Origin of the sequence: Bacillus sp. AF62, assembly GCF_050312695.1 — a bacterium.
Classification (GTDB): Bacteria; Bacillota; Bacilli; order Bacillales; family Bacillaceae_G; genus Bacillus_A; species Bacillus_A cereus.
Genome location: NZ_JBNPJZ010000003.1, coordinates 41,630 through 58,425, shown reverse-complemented (window position 1 = coordinate 58,425; position 16,796 = coordinate 41,630). Strand labels below are relative to the sequence as shown.

Here is a 16,796-nt window from a genome sequence, read left to right as displayed (position 1 = left end):
GGAAGTTAAGCTCTCTAGCGCCGATGGTAGTTGGGACCTTGTCCCTGTGAGAGTAGGACGTCGCCAAGCAACTAAAACACGAGTCAAATGACTCGTGTTTTTTCGTGTTTTATTTTATAATCCATAGTAATAAAAAATGTGTTTAAAGTATTCATATTTTGTTTAAATACAGGGGAATGTGGCTAGGATAGTGAATAAGCAAAAGAGTTGCAAATTTTATTAATACGTATATAATTAAAGTCAAAGATAGTCAAAGTCAATGAAGGTGGCGGATAAATGAGAAATATATCTGATATCATTGAGCAATATCTAAAGCAAGTTATTGACTTAAGTAATAATAATGTGATTGAAATCAAGAGAAATGAGATTGCGGATCGATTCGAGTGCGTACCATCTCAAATCAATTATGTAATCAATACCCGTTTTACGTTAGAAAGAGGATTTGTAGTAGAAAGTAAACGTGGTGGAGGAGGTTACATTCGCATTATAAAAGTCAAACTGCATGATGATATAGACATTATTGATCAAATGCTTCATATGATTGATCATAGCGTTGCGCAAGGGAATGCAGAAAGTATGATTATACGTTTAATAGAAGAGGGAATCATAACAAATCGTGAAGCGAAACTGATGTTAAGTGTAATAGACCGTTCTGTATTATCAATGGATGTTCCTTCTCGAGATGAACTTAGGGCTCGAATATTATGCGCAATGTTAAGAACACTGAAATATAAATAAATATAACTTTTGTAAAAGATTGATAACTAAGATAAAGCAGTTAAATATTGTAGAAGTTTTGAAAAAGAACATGCACTTTTATTTAAATGGATTCAGGAAAGCGAACAATCTAGTAATGTATGAAAAGTACCATGAGATAGAGCGTTCCTGTTGTAAAGGTGGGGATAGTGATGACTTGTCAAAACTGTAACATAAGACCAGCAACTTTACATTATACAAAAGTAATTAACGAGAAGAAGGCGGAAGTTCATCTTTGTGAGCAATGTGCAGAGCAAAGTGGCTATACGTCTTTCTTTCAATCATCGCAGTCTAACTTTTCATTTCATGATTTATTTGCTGGTTTATTACACGGTGAATCAACAATGTTTGAAGAAGGAAAAAATGGATTTTCAAATGCAGATATAGTAAGGTGTCCAGATTGTAAGATGACATATGAACAATTTACAAAAGTCGGACGTTTTGGCTGTTCTTCTTGTTACGATACATTTAAGGAGCATTTAAAGCCATTATTAAAACGCCTTCACGGTGGGCATACAGAACATTGTGGAAAAATTCCGGAACGTATAGAAGGAAATATCCACTTAAAGAAAGAATTAGATGAACTAAAACTTATTCTGAAACAATACGTACAGAAAGAGGAATTTGAGAAAGCTGCAGAGGTAAGGGATAAAATCCGAGGTCTTGAAATACAGCTTAGTGAGCATAGGGAGGGGGAATAATTCTATGTCACTGGACAAAATTATGAACGAAGCAATTAGTCCATGGATGAAGGGGGATGGCCCTGATTCTGATATTGTTTTAAGTAGTCGAATTCGTTTGGCTCGTAATTTTAAACAATATCAATTTTCCACTATGCAAAACGAAGAAGAAGCTAAACAGATTCATGAACTATTCAAAAAGAAATTTATAAATAAAGCAGTAGGTTCCTTTGGGGAGTTTGGACTATTAAAGATGAATGAATTAACCCCTCTTCAAAGGAGAGTTTTAGTCGAAAAGCATTTAATTAGTCCAAATCTTGCAGGGACAGAATATGGAGCATGTCTACTATCAGAAAGTGAACATATTAGTGTTATGCTTAATGAAGAAGACCATATTCGGATTCAGTGCCTATTTTCAGGATTACAGTTATCAGAGGCGCTTCAAAGCGCCAATCAAATAGATAATTGGATTGAGAAAGAAGTTGAATACGCTTTTGATGAGTCACTTGGATATATTACAAGTTGTCCTACTAATGTTGGCACAGGGTTAAGAGCTTCTGTGATGATTCATTTACCGGGACTGGTTTTAACAAAAAGAATTAGCCGTATTATACAAGTAATTCAAAAATTAGGGTTAGTAGTAAGAGGAATATACGGTGAAGGTAGCGAAGCGTTAGGTAATATATTTCAAGTTTCAAATCAAATGACGCTAGGAAAGTCTGAAGAAGATATTATTGCAGATTTAAAGAGTGTCATTCAACAAATTATACAGCAAGAAAAAATAGCTAGAGAATTAATTGTACAAAATTCAAGTATTGAACTTGAAGATAAGGTTTATCGTTCTTACGGCATACTAGCAAACAGTCGTTTAATTCAATCTGCAGAAGCAGCCAATTGCTTATCGGATGTACGACTTGGTATTGATCTAGGATATATAAAAGGTATATCGAGAAATATTTTGACTGAGCTAATGGTTCTTACACAACCAGGTATTTTACAACAATACGCAGGTGGACCTTTAGGGCCAGAAGAAAGAGATTATCGAAGAGCAACCTTAATCCGTGAGCGATTACGTATTGAAAAAAACTAAGCGCAAGTAGGAGGCGATTTCTATGATGTTTGGAAGATTTACAGAAAGAGCACAGAAAGTATTAGCTTTATCTCAAGAGGAAGCAATTCGTATTGGGCATAATAATATTGGAACAGAACATATTTTACTTGGGCTTGTACGCGAAGGTGAAGGAATTGCAGCAAAAGCATTAATTGCTCTTGGATTAAGTCCAGAGAAAGTTCAAAAAGAAGTAGAAGCGTTAATTGGGCGTGGAACAGAAGCTTCTCAAACTGTACATTATACACCTCGTGCTAAAAAGGTTATTGAATTATCTATGGATGAAGCGCGTAAGCTAGGCCATTCTTACGTTGGAACAGAACACATTTTACTCGGTTTAATCCGTGAAGGTGAAGGTGTAGCCGCACGTGTTTTAAATAATTTAGGTGTAAGTCTAAATAAAGCAAGACAACAAGTTTTACAACTTCTTGGAAGTAATGAAGCTAGTTCAGGTCATCAAGGTGGTTCAGCATCAAATGCAAATACACCGACACTTGACAGTTTAGCAAGGGACTTAACAGTTGTTGCGCGTGAAAATCGCTTAGACCCTGTTATTGGACGTGGTAAAGAAATTCAACGTGTAATTGAGGTATTAAGCCGTAGAACGAAAAACAACCCAGTATTAATTGGTGAGCCTGGTGTAGGTAAAACGGCAATTGCAGAAGGATTAGCACAGCAAATTGTAAATAATGAAGTTCCTGAAACTTTAAGAGATAAGCGTGTTATGACACTAGATATGGGTACAGTGGTAGCTGGAACGAAATATCGCGGTGAATTTGAAGATCGTTTAAAGAAAGTGATGGATGAAATTCGCCAAGCAGGCAATATTATTCTATTTATTGATGAGCTTCATACATTAATTGGTGCAGGTGGAGCAGAAGGTGCAATCGATGCATCGAATATTTTAAAACCATCTTTAGCACGAGGAGAGTTACAATGTATTGGGGCAACAACTTTAGATGAGTATCGTAAATATATTGAAAAAGACGCGGCTTTAGAAAGACGTTTTCAACCAATTCATGTTGATGAGCCAAGTTTAGAAGAATCGATTCAAATCTTGAAAGGTTTACGTGATCGTTATGAGGCGCATCACCGTGTATCTATTACAGATGACGCTATTGATGCAGCTGTAAAACTTTCAGATCGTTATATTACAGATCGCTTTTTACCAGATAAAGCAATTGATTTAATTGATGAAGCTGCTTCAAAAGTTCGCTTACGTTCTTATACAACACCACCAAACTTAAAAGAGCTTGAAGTGAAGCTTGAGGAGATTCGAAAAGAAAAAGATGCAGCTGTACAAAGTCAAGAATTTGAAAAGGCTGCATCCTTACGTGATATGGAGCAACGCTTACGTGAGAAGTTAGAAGATACAAAACGTCAATGGAAAGAGCAACAAGGAAAAGAAAATTCAGAGGTTACGGTAGAAGATATTGCAAATGTCGTTTCTACATGGACGCGTATCCCAGTTTCTAAACTTGCACAAACAGAGACTGATAAATTATTAAATTTAGAATCCATTCTCCATGATCGTTTGATTGGTCAAGATGAAGCAGTAGTAGCTGTAGCAAAAGCTGTTCGTCGTGCAAGAGCAGGATTAAAAGATCCGAAGCGCCCAATTGGTTCATTTATTTTCTTAGGGCCAACAGGTGTAGGTAAAACAGAACTTGCAAGAGCACTAGCAGAATCTATGTTCGGTGATGAAGATGCAATGATTCGCATCGATATGTCAGAATACATGGAGAAGCATTCTACTTCCCGTTTAGTTGGTTCTCCTCCAGGATATGTTGGATATGAAGAAGGTGGACAATTAACAGAGAAAGTTCGTCGCAAGCCATATTCAGTTGTCTTATTAGATGAGGTAGAGAAAGCTCATCCGGATGTGTTTAATATTTTACTACAAGTATTAGAAGATGGTCGTTTAACAGATTCTAAAGGACGTACAGTTGATTTCCGTAATACGATTGTTATTATGACGTCTAACGTTGGTGCCGAGGCGTTAAAACGTAACAAACATCTTGGATTTAATGTACAAGATGAAAGCCGTGATTATTCGGATATGAAAGGTAAAGTAATGGATGAGCTGAAAAAGGCATTTCGTCCAGAATTCTTAAACCGTATTGATGAAATTATCGTATTCCATATGCTTGAGAAAAAACATATTCAAGAGATTGTAACTCTTATGGTAAATCAGTTAGTTAATCGCTTAAAAGAACAAGAAATCGAATTGCACTTAACGGAAGGGGCAATTTCAGCTATTGCAGATAAAGGATTTGATCGTGAGTATGGCGCTCGTCCACTTCGCAGAGCAATTCAGAAACATGTAGAAGATAGACTATCAGAAGAACTTTTAAAAGGTGCTATTGAGAAAGGACAAAAAGTTATCTTTGATGTAGAAGGAGAATCATTTGTCATTCATAGTGCGGAAAAGGTAAAATAAGTATAGACAAACAAAGAGGGCTACGCGATAGCCCTCTTTCTTGTACGAGAAGGATAAACGTTTATAGACGAAAGTGAAGTGAACTATAAAAAGGTATGGCTAAAAAGAAAACGAAATTTATATGTCAAGAATGTGGTTATCAGTCACCAAAATATATGGGTAAATGTCCTGGATGTGGTCAATGGAATACACTTGTTGAAGAAATGGAACCAGTTGTATCATCTAGGCGCCTTAATTACGCGAATGCAATTCAAACGGAAGTAACAAAACCAAGACGTCTTACCGAAGTAGAAACAAAGTCTGAGGCACGTATTGAAACGGAATTTCAAGAGTTTAATCGTGTGCTTGGTGGTGGAATTGTAGATGGGTCCTTAGTGCTTATTGGTGGAGACCCTGGGATTGGAAAATCAACATTACTATTACAGATTTCATCACAATTAGCAGATTCTTCATATGATGTATTATACATATCGGGTGAGGAGTCAGCAAAGCAGATTAAACTTCGTGCAGATCGTTTGCATGTAAAGGGTAGCAATCTATTTGTTGTAGCAGAGACAGACCTGCAGCGTATTGCAGCACATATTGAAGAGATGAATCCAGCTTTTGTTGTTATTGATTCTATTCAAACGATACATTTACCTGAAGTGACGTCAGCACCAGGAAGTGTGGCACAAGTACGTGAATGTACAGCGGAATTAATGAAACTTGCAAAAACAAAAGGAATCCCTATTTTCATTGTCGGGCATGTGACAAAAGAAGGAGCAATTGCAGGACCTCGTATGTTAGAACATATGGTCGATGCAGTTCTTTACTTTGAAGGAGATCGACACCATACGTATCGTATTTTACGGGCTGTGAAGAACCGTTTTGGTTCCACGAATGAAATGGGTATCTTTGAAATGAAAGAGCTTGGTCTTGCGGAAGTTTTAAATCCTTCTGAAATCTTCCTTGAGGAAAGGCCGGTTGGTGTTGCAGGATCAACAGTAGTTGCTTCAATGGAAGGAACAAGACCGGTTTTAGTAGAAATACAAGCATTAATCTCCCCTACTAGTTTTGGAAATCCTCGAAGAATGGCGACGGGAATTGATCATAACCGTGTTTCGCTTATTATGGCAGTATTAGAAAAAAGAACAGGTTTACTATTGCAAAATCAAGATGCATATTTAAAAGTAGCTGGTGGTTTGAAATTAGACGAACCGGCAATTGATTTAGCAGTGGCTTTAAGTATAGCCTCAAGTTTTAGGGATAAATCTACGGCACCAACTGATGCAGTAATAGGAGAAGTAGGATTAACTGGAGAAATAAGAAGAGTATCAAGAATCGAACAACGTGTACAAGAAGCGGCTAAATTAGGATTTCAACGTGTTATTATTCCTAGAAAAAACTTAGGAGGATGGACAATTCCGGATGGGATTGAGGTTGTAGGTGTTTCTAATTTAGGAGAAGCGCTTCGTTTGACATTAGGAGGCTAGGCTATGGAAGAAAATAAGCAACGTGTCAAAAGTATGATTAATATTTTACAGCTCGTGGCCCCAGGAACACCACTGCGTGAAGGGATAGATAATGTACTTCGCGCACAAACAGGGGGGCTAATTGTTCTTGGATATAATGAGCAGATTAAAAGTATTGTGGATGGTGGTTTTCACATTAATTGTGCATTCTCTCCTGCTAGTTTATATGAATTAGCAAAAATGGACGGGGCACTTATTTTAAATGAAACGGGAAGTAAAATTTTAATAGCGAATGCACAGTTAGTTCCAGAGGCATCTATTGATTCTATTGAAACCGGTATGCGTCACCGAACAGCAGAACGTGTAGCGAAGCAGACGGGCAGCCTTGTTGTGGCCATTTCACAAAGACGTAACGTAATTACGCTATATCAAGGGAACTTACGTTATACACTAAAAGATATAGGGGTTATTTTAACAAAGGCAAACCAAGCTATTCAAACGTTAGAAAAATATAAGGCTGTATGGAATGATGGTATTACGAATTTGGGCATTCTAGAATTTGAAGAGGTCGTTACAATGTCTGAGGTAGTTCACGTTTTACATAGTGTTGAAATGGTACTGCGTATTAAAAATGAAATATTGAGCTATATTCATGAGCTAGGAACAGAAGGTAGGTTAATTCGTTTACAGCTTACAGAATTACTAGCTGATTTAGAAGCAGAGGCAGCATTGTTAATTAAAGATTACCATCAGGAGAAAACACAAGACCATCATCAAATTTTGAAAAAGTTACAGGACCTTGCAAATACACAACTTTTAGAGGATAGTGATTTAGTTAAATTACTTGGTTACCCAGGGCAAACCAGTTTAGAAGAAAGTGTGACGCCAAGGGGATATCGAATTACAAGCAAAATCTCTCGTGTTCCGCCACTTATCATTGAAAATTTAATTAATCGATTCAAAACGTTGCAAGGAGTTTGTCGCGCGACTATTCAGGAATTGGATGATGTGGAAGGAATTGGGGAAGTAAGGGCGAAGAAAATACGAGAAGGCTTAAAAAGAATTCAAGAGCATCTATATATGAGTAGACACAATTAAGAATATTACATTGATTCCATAATATAACGACACTAGAACATTTTTGGTATATGATATGATATATTGGTAAATAAAACTATTTATAAAAAAACACGTCCGCTTTTGCATTCGGCGTTTTGATTAGCGAAACAATGGTTAATAATGAGTAGGAGGTGGTTGGATGTTAAAACGGATCGTACAGCTCTTCTTTCTAGTGATCGGGGGAGCGTTAGGGATTTACTTAATCCCAAAAGTTATTAATGTATTAGACATCGGTGCTGTTCCTTTATTGGAAGGATCGTATGTTCGTGCGATTATTGGTGCAATTATTTTATTTTTAACAACATTTTGGCTTGTAGATTATATTGTTCAACTTATTAAGCATATTGAAGAGGCTCTTGTAAAGGCGCCTGTAGCAGATGTTTTATTTGGTACATTAGGATTGATCTCTGGTCTTATTGTTGCATATTTAATTTTAATACCGATTCGTGAATTTACAATTCCGGTTATTAGTACGGTATTGCAAGTGTTCTTCACTCTTTTACTTGGATATTTAGGATTCCAAGTAGGATTTAAAAAGAGGAATGAATTGCTAGGATTATTTACATTACCCCAACGCGGAGGTAAGAAGAAAAATAATAACGAGAACGAAGAGGCAGAAGCAGAAAAATCTACGACTCATTGGAAAATTCTCGATACGAGTGTAATTATCGATGGACGTATTGCTGACATTTGCCAAACGAAGTTTTTGGAAGGAACAATTGTGATTCCACAATTCGTATTAGAAGAGCTTCAGCATATTGCCGATTCTTCCGATGCTTTAAAGCGTAATCGTGGTCGCAGAGGACTAGACATTTTAAATCGTATTCAAAAAGAGATGCCGATTCCGGTAGAAATTTATGAAGGCGATTTCGAGGATATCCAAGAGGTGGATAGCAAACTTGTAAAGTTAGCAAAAATCACCGGTGGAACTGTAGTAACGAATGATTTTAACTTAAATAAAGTTTCTGAATTACAAGGAGTAACAGTGTTAAACATTAATGATTTAGCTAATGCAATTAAACCAGTTGTACTCCCTGGCGAAGAATTAAATGTTTATGTTGTGAAAGATGGTAAAGAGCAAAACCAAGGTGTTGCGTACTTAGATGATGGTACGATGATTGTAGTAGAAGATGGTAGAGAGTATGTAGGTTCGCAACTTAATGTACTGGTTACTAGCGTATTACAAACATCAGCTGGTCGTATGATTTTCGCAAAACGTAAATTATTAGAAAAAGCATTATAGGTAGAGGATTATTAATATGTATACATTAATTATTCCGGCAGCCGGCCAAGGAAAGCGGATGGGTGCTGGCAAAAATAAGTTGTTCTTACTTATAAATGAAGTACCGATTATCGTTCATACATTACGTGCTTTTGAAAGAGATAAAGCGTGCAAAAGTATTGTTATGGCAATTAACGAAGAGGAACGCCCGTATTTTGAAGAATTAATGCAGAAGTATCCGATTGAAAAACAGGTACAATTTATTCAGGGTGGAGCCGAAAGACAAGATAGTGTATATAACGCGATTCAGCATGCGAGTGATGTTGAATACGTTCTTGTACATGACGGAGCGCGCCCATTCGTAACGAATAAAGTGATTCAAGATGTATTAACAGCAGCAGAAAAATATGGAGCTTCCATTTGTGCAGTGCCAGTAAAGGATACAGTTAAGAAGGTAGAGCAAGGTGTTGTTGTCGAAACGGTAGAACGATCTCAGCTTAAGGCTGTACAAACACCGCAAGGGTTCTCTGTTTCTCTTTTGCTAGAAGCTCATAGAAGTGCAAAACAGAGCTGTTTTCTTGGTACAGATGATGCAAGTCTCGTGGAACGTATTGGAAAGCAAGTAGGTGTAGTAGAAGGGAGTTACTATAATATTAAAGTGACGACTCCAGAGGATTTACTAATTGCTGAAAGTTTCCTTCATGTTCTGAAAAAATAGCCGTGATAGTGTATAACAAAGAAAAGCTCGGCAATGGCCGGGCTTTTCTTTGTAAGGATATCGATATAATATAGAGTCATAAAGCTCAGTGGTTTAGCTCAAGGAGGATGTAAAGAATGTTTCGAATTGGACAAGGTTTTGACGTGCATGAATTTGCAGAAGGTAGACCGTTAATTATTGGCGGAATTACAATTCCACACGAGAAAGGATTAATCGGCCATTCAGATGCAGATGTATTGTTACATACGATTGCTGATGCATGTTTAGGTGCCATTGCAGCAGGAGATATCGGAAAGCATTTTCCTGATACAGACCCAGCTTTTAAAGATGCAGATTCAGCTGTATTGTTGCAAAAAGTTTGGGAATTTGTGCGTGAACAAGGTTACGAGTTAGGGAATTTAGATTGTACAATCATTGCTCAAAAGCCAAAAATGGCACCGCATATTGAAAGTATGCGTAAACGTATTAGTGAACTGTTAGAAACGTCTATAGATAACATTAATGTAAAGGCAACTACAACAGAAAAATTAGGATTTACAGGTAGGGAAGAAGGAATTGCCTCTCAAGCAGTGGTATTATTACAGAAAAAATAATGGTTTTTAATTCGTAAGATGGATAATCACATTTTTTTGTTGTACAATTATAGAATGTGTAGACATTAAGAATGGAAGGTGTACCAATTATGGAAAAGCAAGTGAGAGTGCGCTATGCGCCAAGTCCAACAGGACACTTACATATCGGAAATGCGCGTACGGCATTATTTAATTATTTATTTGCTCGTCATTTAGATGGCAAGTTTATTATTCGTATTGAAGATACTGATGTAAAACGTAACGTGGCTGGTGGAGAAGAAAGCCAATTAAAATACTTAAAATGGCTCGGTATGGACTGGGATGAAGGTGTTGATGTTGGCGGTGAATTTGGACCATATCGTCAAACAGAGCGTTTAGATATTTATAAAAAATTATATCTAGATTTATTAGAGCGTGGTTTAGCTTACAAATGTTATATGACAGAAGAAGAGCTAGAAGCAGAGCGTGAAGGACAAATTTCTCGTGGTGAAACACCTCGTTATGCAGGTAACCACCGTGATTTAACTGAAGAACAAATGAAAGAATTTGAAGCTGAGGGACGTATTCCGAGTATTCGTTTCCATGTACCAGCTAATCGTGATTACACATTCAAAGACATCGTAAAAGACGAAGTTGCATTCCATTCAAATGATTTTGGTGATTTTGTTATCGTGAAAAAAGATGGAATCCCAACTTATAACTTTGCGGTAGCAGTAGATGATCACTTAATGGAGATTACACATGTACTTCGTGGTGATGATCATATTTCAAACACGCCAAAACAAATGATGATTTATGAAGCTTTCGGTTGGGATATCCCACAATTCGGTCATATGACTTTAATTGTAAATGAAAGTCGTAAAAAATTAAGCAAGCGTGATGAATCTATTATTCAATTTATTGAGCAATATAAAGAGCTTGGATATCTTCCAGAAGCAATCTTTAACTTTATTGCGCTATTAGGTTGGTCACCAGTAGGTGAAGAAGAAATCTTCTCTAAAGATGAGTTTATCAAAATGTTTGATGCAGCTCGTTTATCAAAATCACCTGCATTATTTGATTCTCAAAAACTAAAATGGATGAACAACCAGTATATGAAAAAGCAAGATTTAGATACGGTTGTAGAGTTAAGTTTACCGCATTTAGTAAAAGCTGGACGTGTGGGAGAAACTTTAAGTGAACAAGATCAAGATTGGATCCGTGGTGTAATTGCTTTATACCATGAACAAATGAGTTTTGGAGCTGAAATTGTAGAGCTTTCTGAAATGTTCTTCAAAGATCATGTTGATTATGAAGAAGAAGGACAAGAAGTATTAAAAGGTGAACAAGTACCAGAAGTACTTCGTGCATTTGCTGGTCAAGTAGAAGCACTAGAAGCGATGGAACCAACAGCAATTAAGGCGGCTATTAAAGCAGTTCAAAAGGAAACAGGTCATAAAGGTAAAAACTTATTTATGCCAATCCGTGTTGCAACTACTGGTCAAACACATGGTCCAGAGCTTCCGAATGCTATTGCACTTCTTGGAAAAGAAAAAGTTTTAAATCGTCTTCAAAAAGTAATTGGTTAACATTTTCTAGGTTTAGAAATATAATAAGTATACTTAAAACCTAATAAGGAAAAGCGACGAGAAGGAGAAGTAGAAAATCAGGCTTTTTACAGAGAGAACCACCTTTAGGCTGGAAGTGGTTTATAAGCGGATTTTTGAAATGCCCCTTCGAGTCTTCTGCTGAACAGTAAATTGTTTTGCGAAACGTCTTAGGGCGTAAAGTAAGCAGAAGCGGTGTACACCGTTATCAGAGATGAGTTTGAGGCTTTTTTAGCCTAAACAGAGTGGAACCGCGCTTATAAGGCGTCTCTGTCAATATGACAGAGGCGTCTTTTTTTATACCGTAAAACTGGGTATGAGTATAAATTTTATCTATGTGTATAAAGATTTAGGGAGATAAGTAGGGAGTTAGTTCATTCGAAAAAGCAGCCCATAAAGGGGAGGGAACGTCGATGTTTAAGAGGCTTCGGGAAGATATTGAAGTCGTTTTTGAACAGGATCCAGCGGCAAGAAGTTATTTCGAAGTCATTTTGACTTACTCTGGATTACATGCAGTTTGGGCCCATCGAATTGCACATGCTTTTTATAAAAAAAATTTCTTCTTTATTGCACGTTGGATCTCACAAGTTAGTCGTTTCTTTACTGGCATTGAGATTCATCCAGGAGCAACAATTGGTCGTCGTTTTTTCATAGACCATGGAATGGGGGTTGTAATTGGAGAAACGTGCGAAATTGGTGATAATGTAACGATCTATCAAGGGGTTACATTAGGTGGTACGGGTAAAGAAAAGGGAAAGAGGCACCCTACAATTCAGGATAATGTATTAATTGCAACAGGTGCTAAAGTACTAGGTTCTATTACAGTTGGAGAGAATTCTAAAATTGGAGCAGGTTCTGTCGTATTAAAAGAAGTCCCTGCACATTCTACAGTTGTAGGTATACCTGGCCGAGTCGTTATTCAAAATGGAGTAAAAATCGGTCAAGAATTAAATCATTCTGACCTTCCAGACCCAATTTTTGATAAGTTAAAGGTCATGGAAGTAGAACTTGATAAATTGAAAAAACAACTTGAAGTAAAGGTAGAAAGGAAGGATAAAAATGACTATTCACATTTATAATACGTTAACACGTCAAAAGGAAGAGTTTACTCCATTAGAAGAAAATAAGGTAAAGATGTATGTGTGTGGACCTACAGTTTATAACTATATTCACATTGGGAATGCAAGACCACCTATGGTATTTGATACGGTACGCCGTTATTTAGAATATAAAGGGTATGATGTGCAGTATGTGTCCAACTTTACTGACGTAGATGATAAATTAATTAAAGCAGCAAATGAATTAGGTGAAGATGTGCCGACAATTGCTGACCGTTTCGTTGAAGCGTACTTTGAGGATGTAACGGCACTAGGTTGCAAACACGCAACAGTTCATCCGCGTGTAACGGAAAATATGGATATCATTATTGAATTTATTCAAGAACTTGTGAATAAAGGATATGCATATGAATCAGAAGGTGATGTGTACTTTAGAACGAAGGAATTCGAAGGATACGGTAAATTATCGCATCAACCAATCGCAGACTTACGTCACGGTGCGCGTATTGAAGTAGGAGAAAAGAAACAAGACCCTCTTGATTTTGCTTTATGGAAAGATGCTAAAGAAGGAGAAATCTTCTGGGAAAGCCCTTGGGGGAAAGGTCGTCCAGGCTGGCATATTGAATGCTCGGCAATGGCACGTAAATACTTAGGAGATACAATCGATATTCATGCTGGTGGTCAAGACTTAGCATTTCCTCATCATGAGAATGAAATTGCGCAGTCTGAGGCGTTAACTGGAAAAACATTTGCACGTTACTGGATGCACAATGGATATATTAATATTAATAATGAGAAGATGTCTAAGTCATTGGGGAACTTTATTTTAGTTCACGATATCATTAAGCAATATAATCCGCAGTTAATTAGATTCTTTATGCTATCGGTACATTACCGTCATCCAATTAATTTCAGTGAAGAGTTATTACAAAGCACAAATAACGGACTGGAAAGAATTAAGACGGCTTACGGTAACTTAAAACACCGTATGGAGAGTAGTACTGATTTAACAGACCATAATGAGAAATGGTTAGCGGAACTGGAAAAATTCCAGACTGCATTTGAAGAAGCGATGAATGATGACTTCAACACTGCTAATGCAATCACTGAGTTATATAATGTGGCAAATCATGCGAATCAATATTTACTGGAAGAACATACGTCTACAGTGGTAATTGAAGCATACGTAAAACAACTTGAAACATTATTTGATATTTTAGGGTTAGAATTAGCGCAAGAAGAGTTGCTTGATGAAGAAATTGAGGCACTTATTCAAAAACGCATTGAAGCTCGTAAAAATCGTGATTTTGCATTATCAGATCAAATTCGCGATGACTTAAAAGACCGTAATATTATTTTAGAAGATACCGCTCAAGGTACAAGATGGAAAAGAGGATAAGAATGATTGATGCAAAGCAATTAAACAGCTTAGCGTTAGCATACATGGGTGATGCGGTATATGAACAATATATCCGCTATCACCTACTTCAAAAAGGGAAAGTTCGCCCTAATCAATTACATCGATTAGGGACGAGCTTTGTTTCAGCAAAAGCACAGGCGAAAGTTGTTTATCATTTATTAGAGACGGCGTTTTTGACAGAGGAAGAAGAGGCGGTATTAAGAAGAGGACGTAATGCAAATTCAGGTACAGTTCCAAAAAATACGGATGTACAAACATATCGACATAGTACAGCCTTTGAAGCGCTAATTGGTTATCATCATTTATTAAATAACCGTGAAAGATTAGACGAAATTGTATATAAGGCAATTGCAGTTTTAGAAGAAAAGGAAGGGGCACATCATCATGAGTAGTGAATATATTATCGGACGTAACCCTGTAATTGAGGCGTTACGATCAGGGAGAGATATAAATAAAATTTGGATCGCAGAAGGTGCTGCCAAAGGACAAGTACAGATTGTACTAGCGTTAGCGAAAGAAAATAAGGTTATTTTACAACATGCACCAAAGAAAAAGTTAGATCAATTAGTTGAGGGTAATCATCAAGGTGTAATTGCTCAAGTAGCTGCATATCAGTATGCGGAGTTAGAAGAGTTATTCAAAGTGGCAGAAAAACGTAATGAAGATCCATTCTTCTTAATTTTAGATGAGATTGAAGATCCCCATAACCTAGGTTCTATTATGCGTACTGCTGATGCGACAGGAGCTCATGGAATTATTATTCCAAAGAGAAGGGCTGTGGGGCTTACAGCGTCAGTTGCGAAAGCATCAACAGGAGCGATTGAATACATTCCTGTTGCGCGCGTAACGAACTTATCCCGTACAATTGATGAATTAAAAGAACGTGGACTTTGGATTGCTGGTACAGATGCCAAAGGAAAAACGGATTACCGTAATTTAGATGGTAAAATGCCAATTGGGTTAGTAATTGGTAGTGAAGGAAAAGGTATGAGTCGTATTATTGGTGAAAAGTGTGATTTCCTAATCACTCTACCGATGGTTGGTAAAGTTACATCCTTAAATGCTTCCGTAGCCGCAAGTTTGTTAATGTATGAGGTATATCGTAAACGTCACGAAATTGGTAAATAAAAGATGAACGATATTTTAATCGTTGACGGTTACAACATTATCGGAGCTTGGGGAGATTTGAAGAAACTGCGGGATGTAGATTTACAATCATCAAGAGATGCACTTATTGATAAGATGGCGGATTATCAAGGTTATACAGGTACAAAAGTGATGATAGTCTTTGATGCCTATACAGTACATGGTATTGAAAAAAAGATGAAACAATCTCGTGTGGAAGTAATATTCACACGAAAGAATCAAACTGCAGACGAAAAGATAGAGCAACTTGCGATAGAGCTTAGAAATATAAATACACGAATATATGTTGCGACTTCTGATTACACGGAACAATGGGTTATATTTGCGCAAGGTGCCCTTCGGAAATCTGCGCGTGAATTAGAGTTGGAAGTACAGGCAATGGAGCAACAAGTAAGAAGGCGTACAAAAGACACGAAAGAACAGCAACCCGCCATGCGAAAGATATTTAGTAAAGATATTACAGAAAAATTAGAAAAATTAAGAAGAGGAGAGCGTTGAAGCATTGACGCTCTTTGTCTTTTTACTGTATAATATTGCTAAATAAATAGCGGTCGGAGGGATCAAGGTGGAAGCAGGCTTCGTAAGTGTAGGCGACGTTACATTTCGTGATTTAGAGGATGAGGCAATCGTTGAGTTAGTTCGAAAAGGTAATACTGACGCTCTAGAATATTTAATTCACAAATATAAGAACTTTGTTCGCGCGAAATCAAGATCTTACTTTTTAGTGGGTGCCGATCGAGAAGATATTGTTCAAGAAGGTATGATAGGATTGTTTAAAGCAATTCGTGATTATAAAGAGGACAAGCTGTCTTCATTCAAAGCATTTGCTGAACTGTGTATCACTCGACAAATTATTACCGCTATTAAAACGGCAACAAGGCAAAAACATATTCCCTTAAATTCGTATGTGTCTTTAGATAAGCCGATTTACGATGAGGAATCTGATCGAACATTATTGGATGTTATTTCTGAAGCGAAGGTAACTGATCCTGAAGAGATGATTATTAGCCAAGAAGAATATACAGACATAGAATCAAAAATATCAGAATTATTAAGCGATTTAGAAAGAAAAGTACTTTCTTTATATCTAGATGGGCGTTCTTATCAAGAGATTTCAGAACAGTTAAACAGACATGTGAAATCTATTGATAACGCTTTACAGCGGGTGAAGAGGAAATTGGAACGATATATGGAAATGCGAGAAAGTACAACTTTAAATTCATAACAAATAACAAGTGCAACAGGTGTAAAATAAATCACCTGTTTTCTTTTGTAGACAGTACAAAATGCATGTCATTGACATTGTCTTTTATTGTATGATACATTTTTAGGGACATAATGTTACAAGGTTGGTGTAACTAATGAGGAAAAAAGTTGTACTCTCATGTGAAGAGTGTAAAAATCGAAACTACTCTACTATGAAAGATACGAGCTCAATAGAGCGACTTGAAATAAAAAAGTTTTGTAAAACATGCAATCAGCATACAGTTCACAAGGAAACAAAATAAATAATTGAAATA

The 16,796-nt window shown here is 36.9% G+C and carries 17 protein-coding genes and 1 other annotated feature; all 17 genes read left to right on the top strand.

The window, feature by feature from the left end:
- Nucleotides 1–276 precede the first annotated feature (276 nt).
- Nucleotides 277–738 (top strand): transcriptional regulator CtsR, encoded by a 462-nt coding sequence (ctsR, locus tag ACQRBL_RS00720; protein ID WP_001244560.1) that lies wholly within the window; start codon nt 277–279, stop codon nt 736–738.
- A 170-nt stretch (nt 739–908) separates the two neighbouring features.
- Nucleotides 909–1,457 carry a UvrB/UvrC motif-containing protein gene (locus ACQRBL_RS00715; RefSeq protein ID WP_000128385.1) on the top strand — a complete coding sequence of 183 codons (549 nt, stop codon included), beginning with the start codon at nt 909–911 and terminating at the stop codon, nt 1,455–1,457.
- A 4-nt stretch (nt 1,458–1,461) separates the two neighbouring features.
- Complete coding sequence (locus ACQRBL_RS00710; protein ID WP_000050836.1) at nt 1,462–2,526, top strand: protein arginine kinase; 1,065 nt, start codon at nt 1,462–1,464, stop codon at nt 2,524–2,526.
- Nucleotides 2,527–2,548: 22 nt separating this feature from the next.
- Nucleotides 2,549–4,984, top strand: coding sequence for an ATP-dependent protease ATP-binding subunit ClpC (gene clpC / locus ACQRBL_RS00705; protein ID WP_000971170.1), 2,436 nt, complete (start codon nt 2,549–2,551; stop codon nt 4,982–4,984).
- Nucleotides 4,985–5,079: 95 nt separating this feature from the next.
- Nucleotides 5,080–6,456, top strand: a complete 1,377-nt coding sequence (radA, locus tag ACQRBL_RS00700; RefSeq protein ID WP_001085199.1) for a DNA repair protein RadA — start codon at nt 5,080–5,082, stop codon at nt 6,454–6,456.
- 3 nt (nt 6,457–6,459) lie between these two features.
- The gene (gene disA / locus ACQRBL_RS00695; protein ID WP_063546189.1) at nt 6,460–7,533 is read left to right on the top strand and encodes a DNA integrity scanning diadenylate cyclase DisA; all 1,074 of its coding nucleotides are present in this window, start codon (nt 6,460–6,462) and stop codon (nt 7,531–7,533) included.
- Nucleotides 7,534–7,693: 160 nt separating this feature from the next.
- Nucleotides 7,694–8,797: a PIN/TRAM domain-containing protein gene (locus ACQRBL_RS00690; protein ID WP_000919679.1), complete on the top strand. Its 1,104-nt coding sequence runs from the start codon at nt 7,694–7,696 to the stop codon at nt 8,795–8,797.
- 16 nt (nt 8,798–8,813) lie between these two features.
- Entirely contained in the window at nt 8,814–9,494 is a 681-nt protein-coding gene (ispD, locus tag ACQRBL_RS00685) for a 2-C-methyl-D-erythritol 4-phosphate cytidylyltransferase (RefSeq protein ID WP_000288307.1), read from the top strand.
- Between the two features lie 116 nt (nt 9,495–9,610).
- Nucleotides 9,611–10,087, top strand: a complete 477-nt coding sequence (ispF, locus tag ACQRBL_RS00680) for a 2-C-methyl-D-erythritol 2,4-cyclodiphosphate synthase (protein WP_000488386.1) — start codon at nt 9,611–9,613, stop codon at nt 10,085–10,087.
- Nucleotides 10,088–10,176: 89 nt separating this feature from the next.
- Nucleotides 10,177–11,634: a glutamate--tRNA ligase gene (gene gltX, locus ACQRBL_RS00675; protein ID WP_411996360.1), complete on the top strand. Its 1,458-nt coding sequence runs from the start codon at nt 10,177–10,179 to the stop codon at nt 11,632–11,634.
- Between the two features lie 47 nt (nt 11,635–11,681).
- Nucleotides 11,682–11,927, top strand: a binding site (T-box leader).
- Between the two features lie 138 nt (nt 11,928–12,065).
- Nucleotides 12,066–12,731 (top strand): serine O-acetyltransferase, encoded by a 666-nt coding sequence (cysE, locus tag ACQRBL_RS00670; protein WP_000476500.1) that lies wholly within the window; start codon nt 12,066–12,068, stop codon nt 12,729–12,731.
- Nucleotides 12,712–14,109, top strand: a complete 1,398-nt coding sequence (gene cysS / locus ACQRBL_RS00665; RefSeq protein ID WP_000152273.1) for a cysteine--tRNA ligase — start codon at nt 12,712–12,714, stop codon at nt 14,107–14,109. The genes cysE and cysS overlap by 20 nt, the downstream gene beginning before the upstream one ends.
- Nucleotides 14,110–14,111: 2 nt before the next feature.
- A complete protein-coding gene (locus ACQRBL_RS00660) occupies nt 14,112–14,522 on the top strand; it encodes a Mini-ribonuclease 3 (RefSeq protein WP_097961715.1) in 411 nt (136 codons plus the stop codon).
- Nucleotides 14,515–15,258 (top strand): 23S rRNA (guanosine(2251)-2'-O)-methyltransferase RlmB, encoded by a 744-nt coding sequence (gene rlmB / locus ACQRBL_RS00655; protein ID WP_000093765.1) that lies wholly within the window; start codon nt 14,515–14,517, stop codon nt 15,256–15,258. Before ACQRBL_RS00660 ends, rlmB begins: the two co-directional genes overlap by 8 nt.
- A gap of 3 nt (nt 15,259–15,261) precedes the next feature.
- Complete coding sequence (locus tag ACQRBL_RS00650; protein WP_000997887.1) at nt 15,262–15,774, top strand: NYN domain-containing protein; 513 nt, start codon at nt 15,262–15,264, stop codon at nt 15,772–15,774.
- Between the two features lie 67 nt (nt 15,775–15,841).
- Nucleotides 15,842–16,501 carry an RNA polymerase sporulation sigma factor SigH gene (locus ACQRBL_RS00645; protein WP_000387198.1) on the top strand — a complete coding sequence of 220 codons (660 nt, stop codon included), beginning with the start codon at nt 15,842–15,844 and terminating at the stop codon, nt 16,499–16,501.
- A 136-nt stretch (nt 16,502–16,637) separates the two neighbouring features.
- On the top strand, nt 16,638–16,784 hold the full coding sequence (rpmG, locus tag ACQRBL_RS00640) for a 50S ribosomal protein L33 (RefSeq protein WP_014481927.1): 147 nt from the start codon (nt 16,638–16,640) through the stop codon (nt 16,782–16,784).
- Nucleotides 16,785–16,796 lie beyond the last annotated feature (12 nt).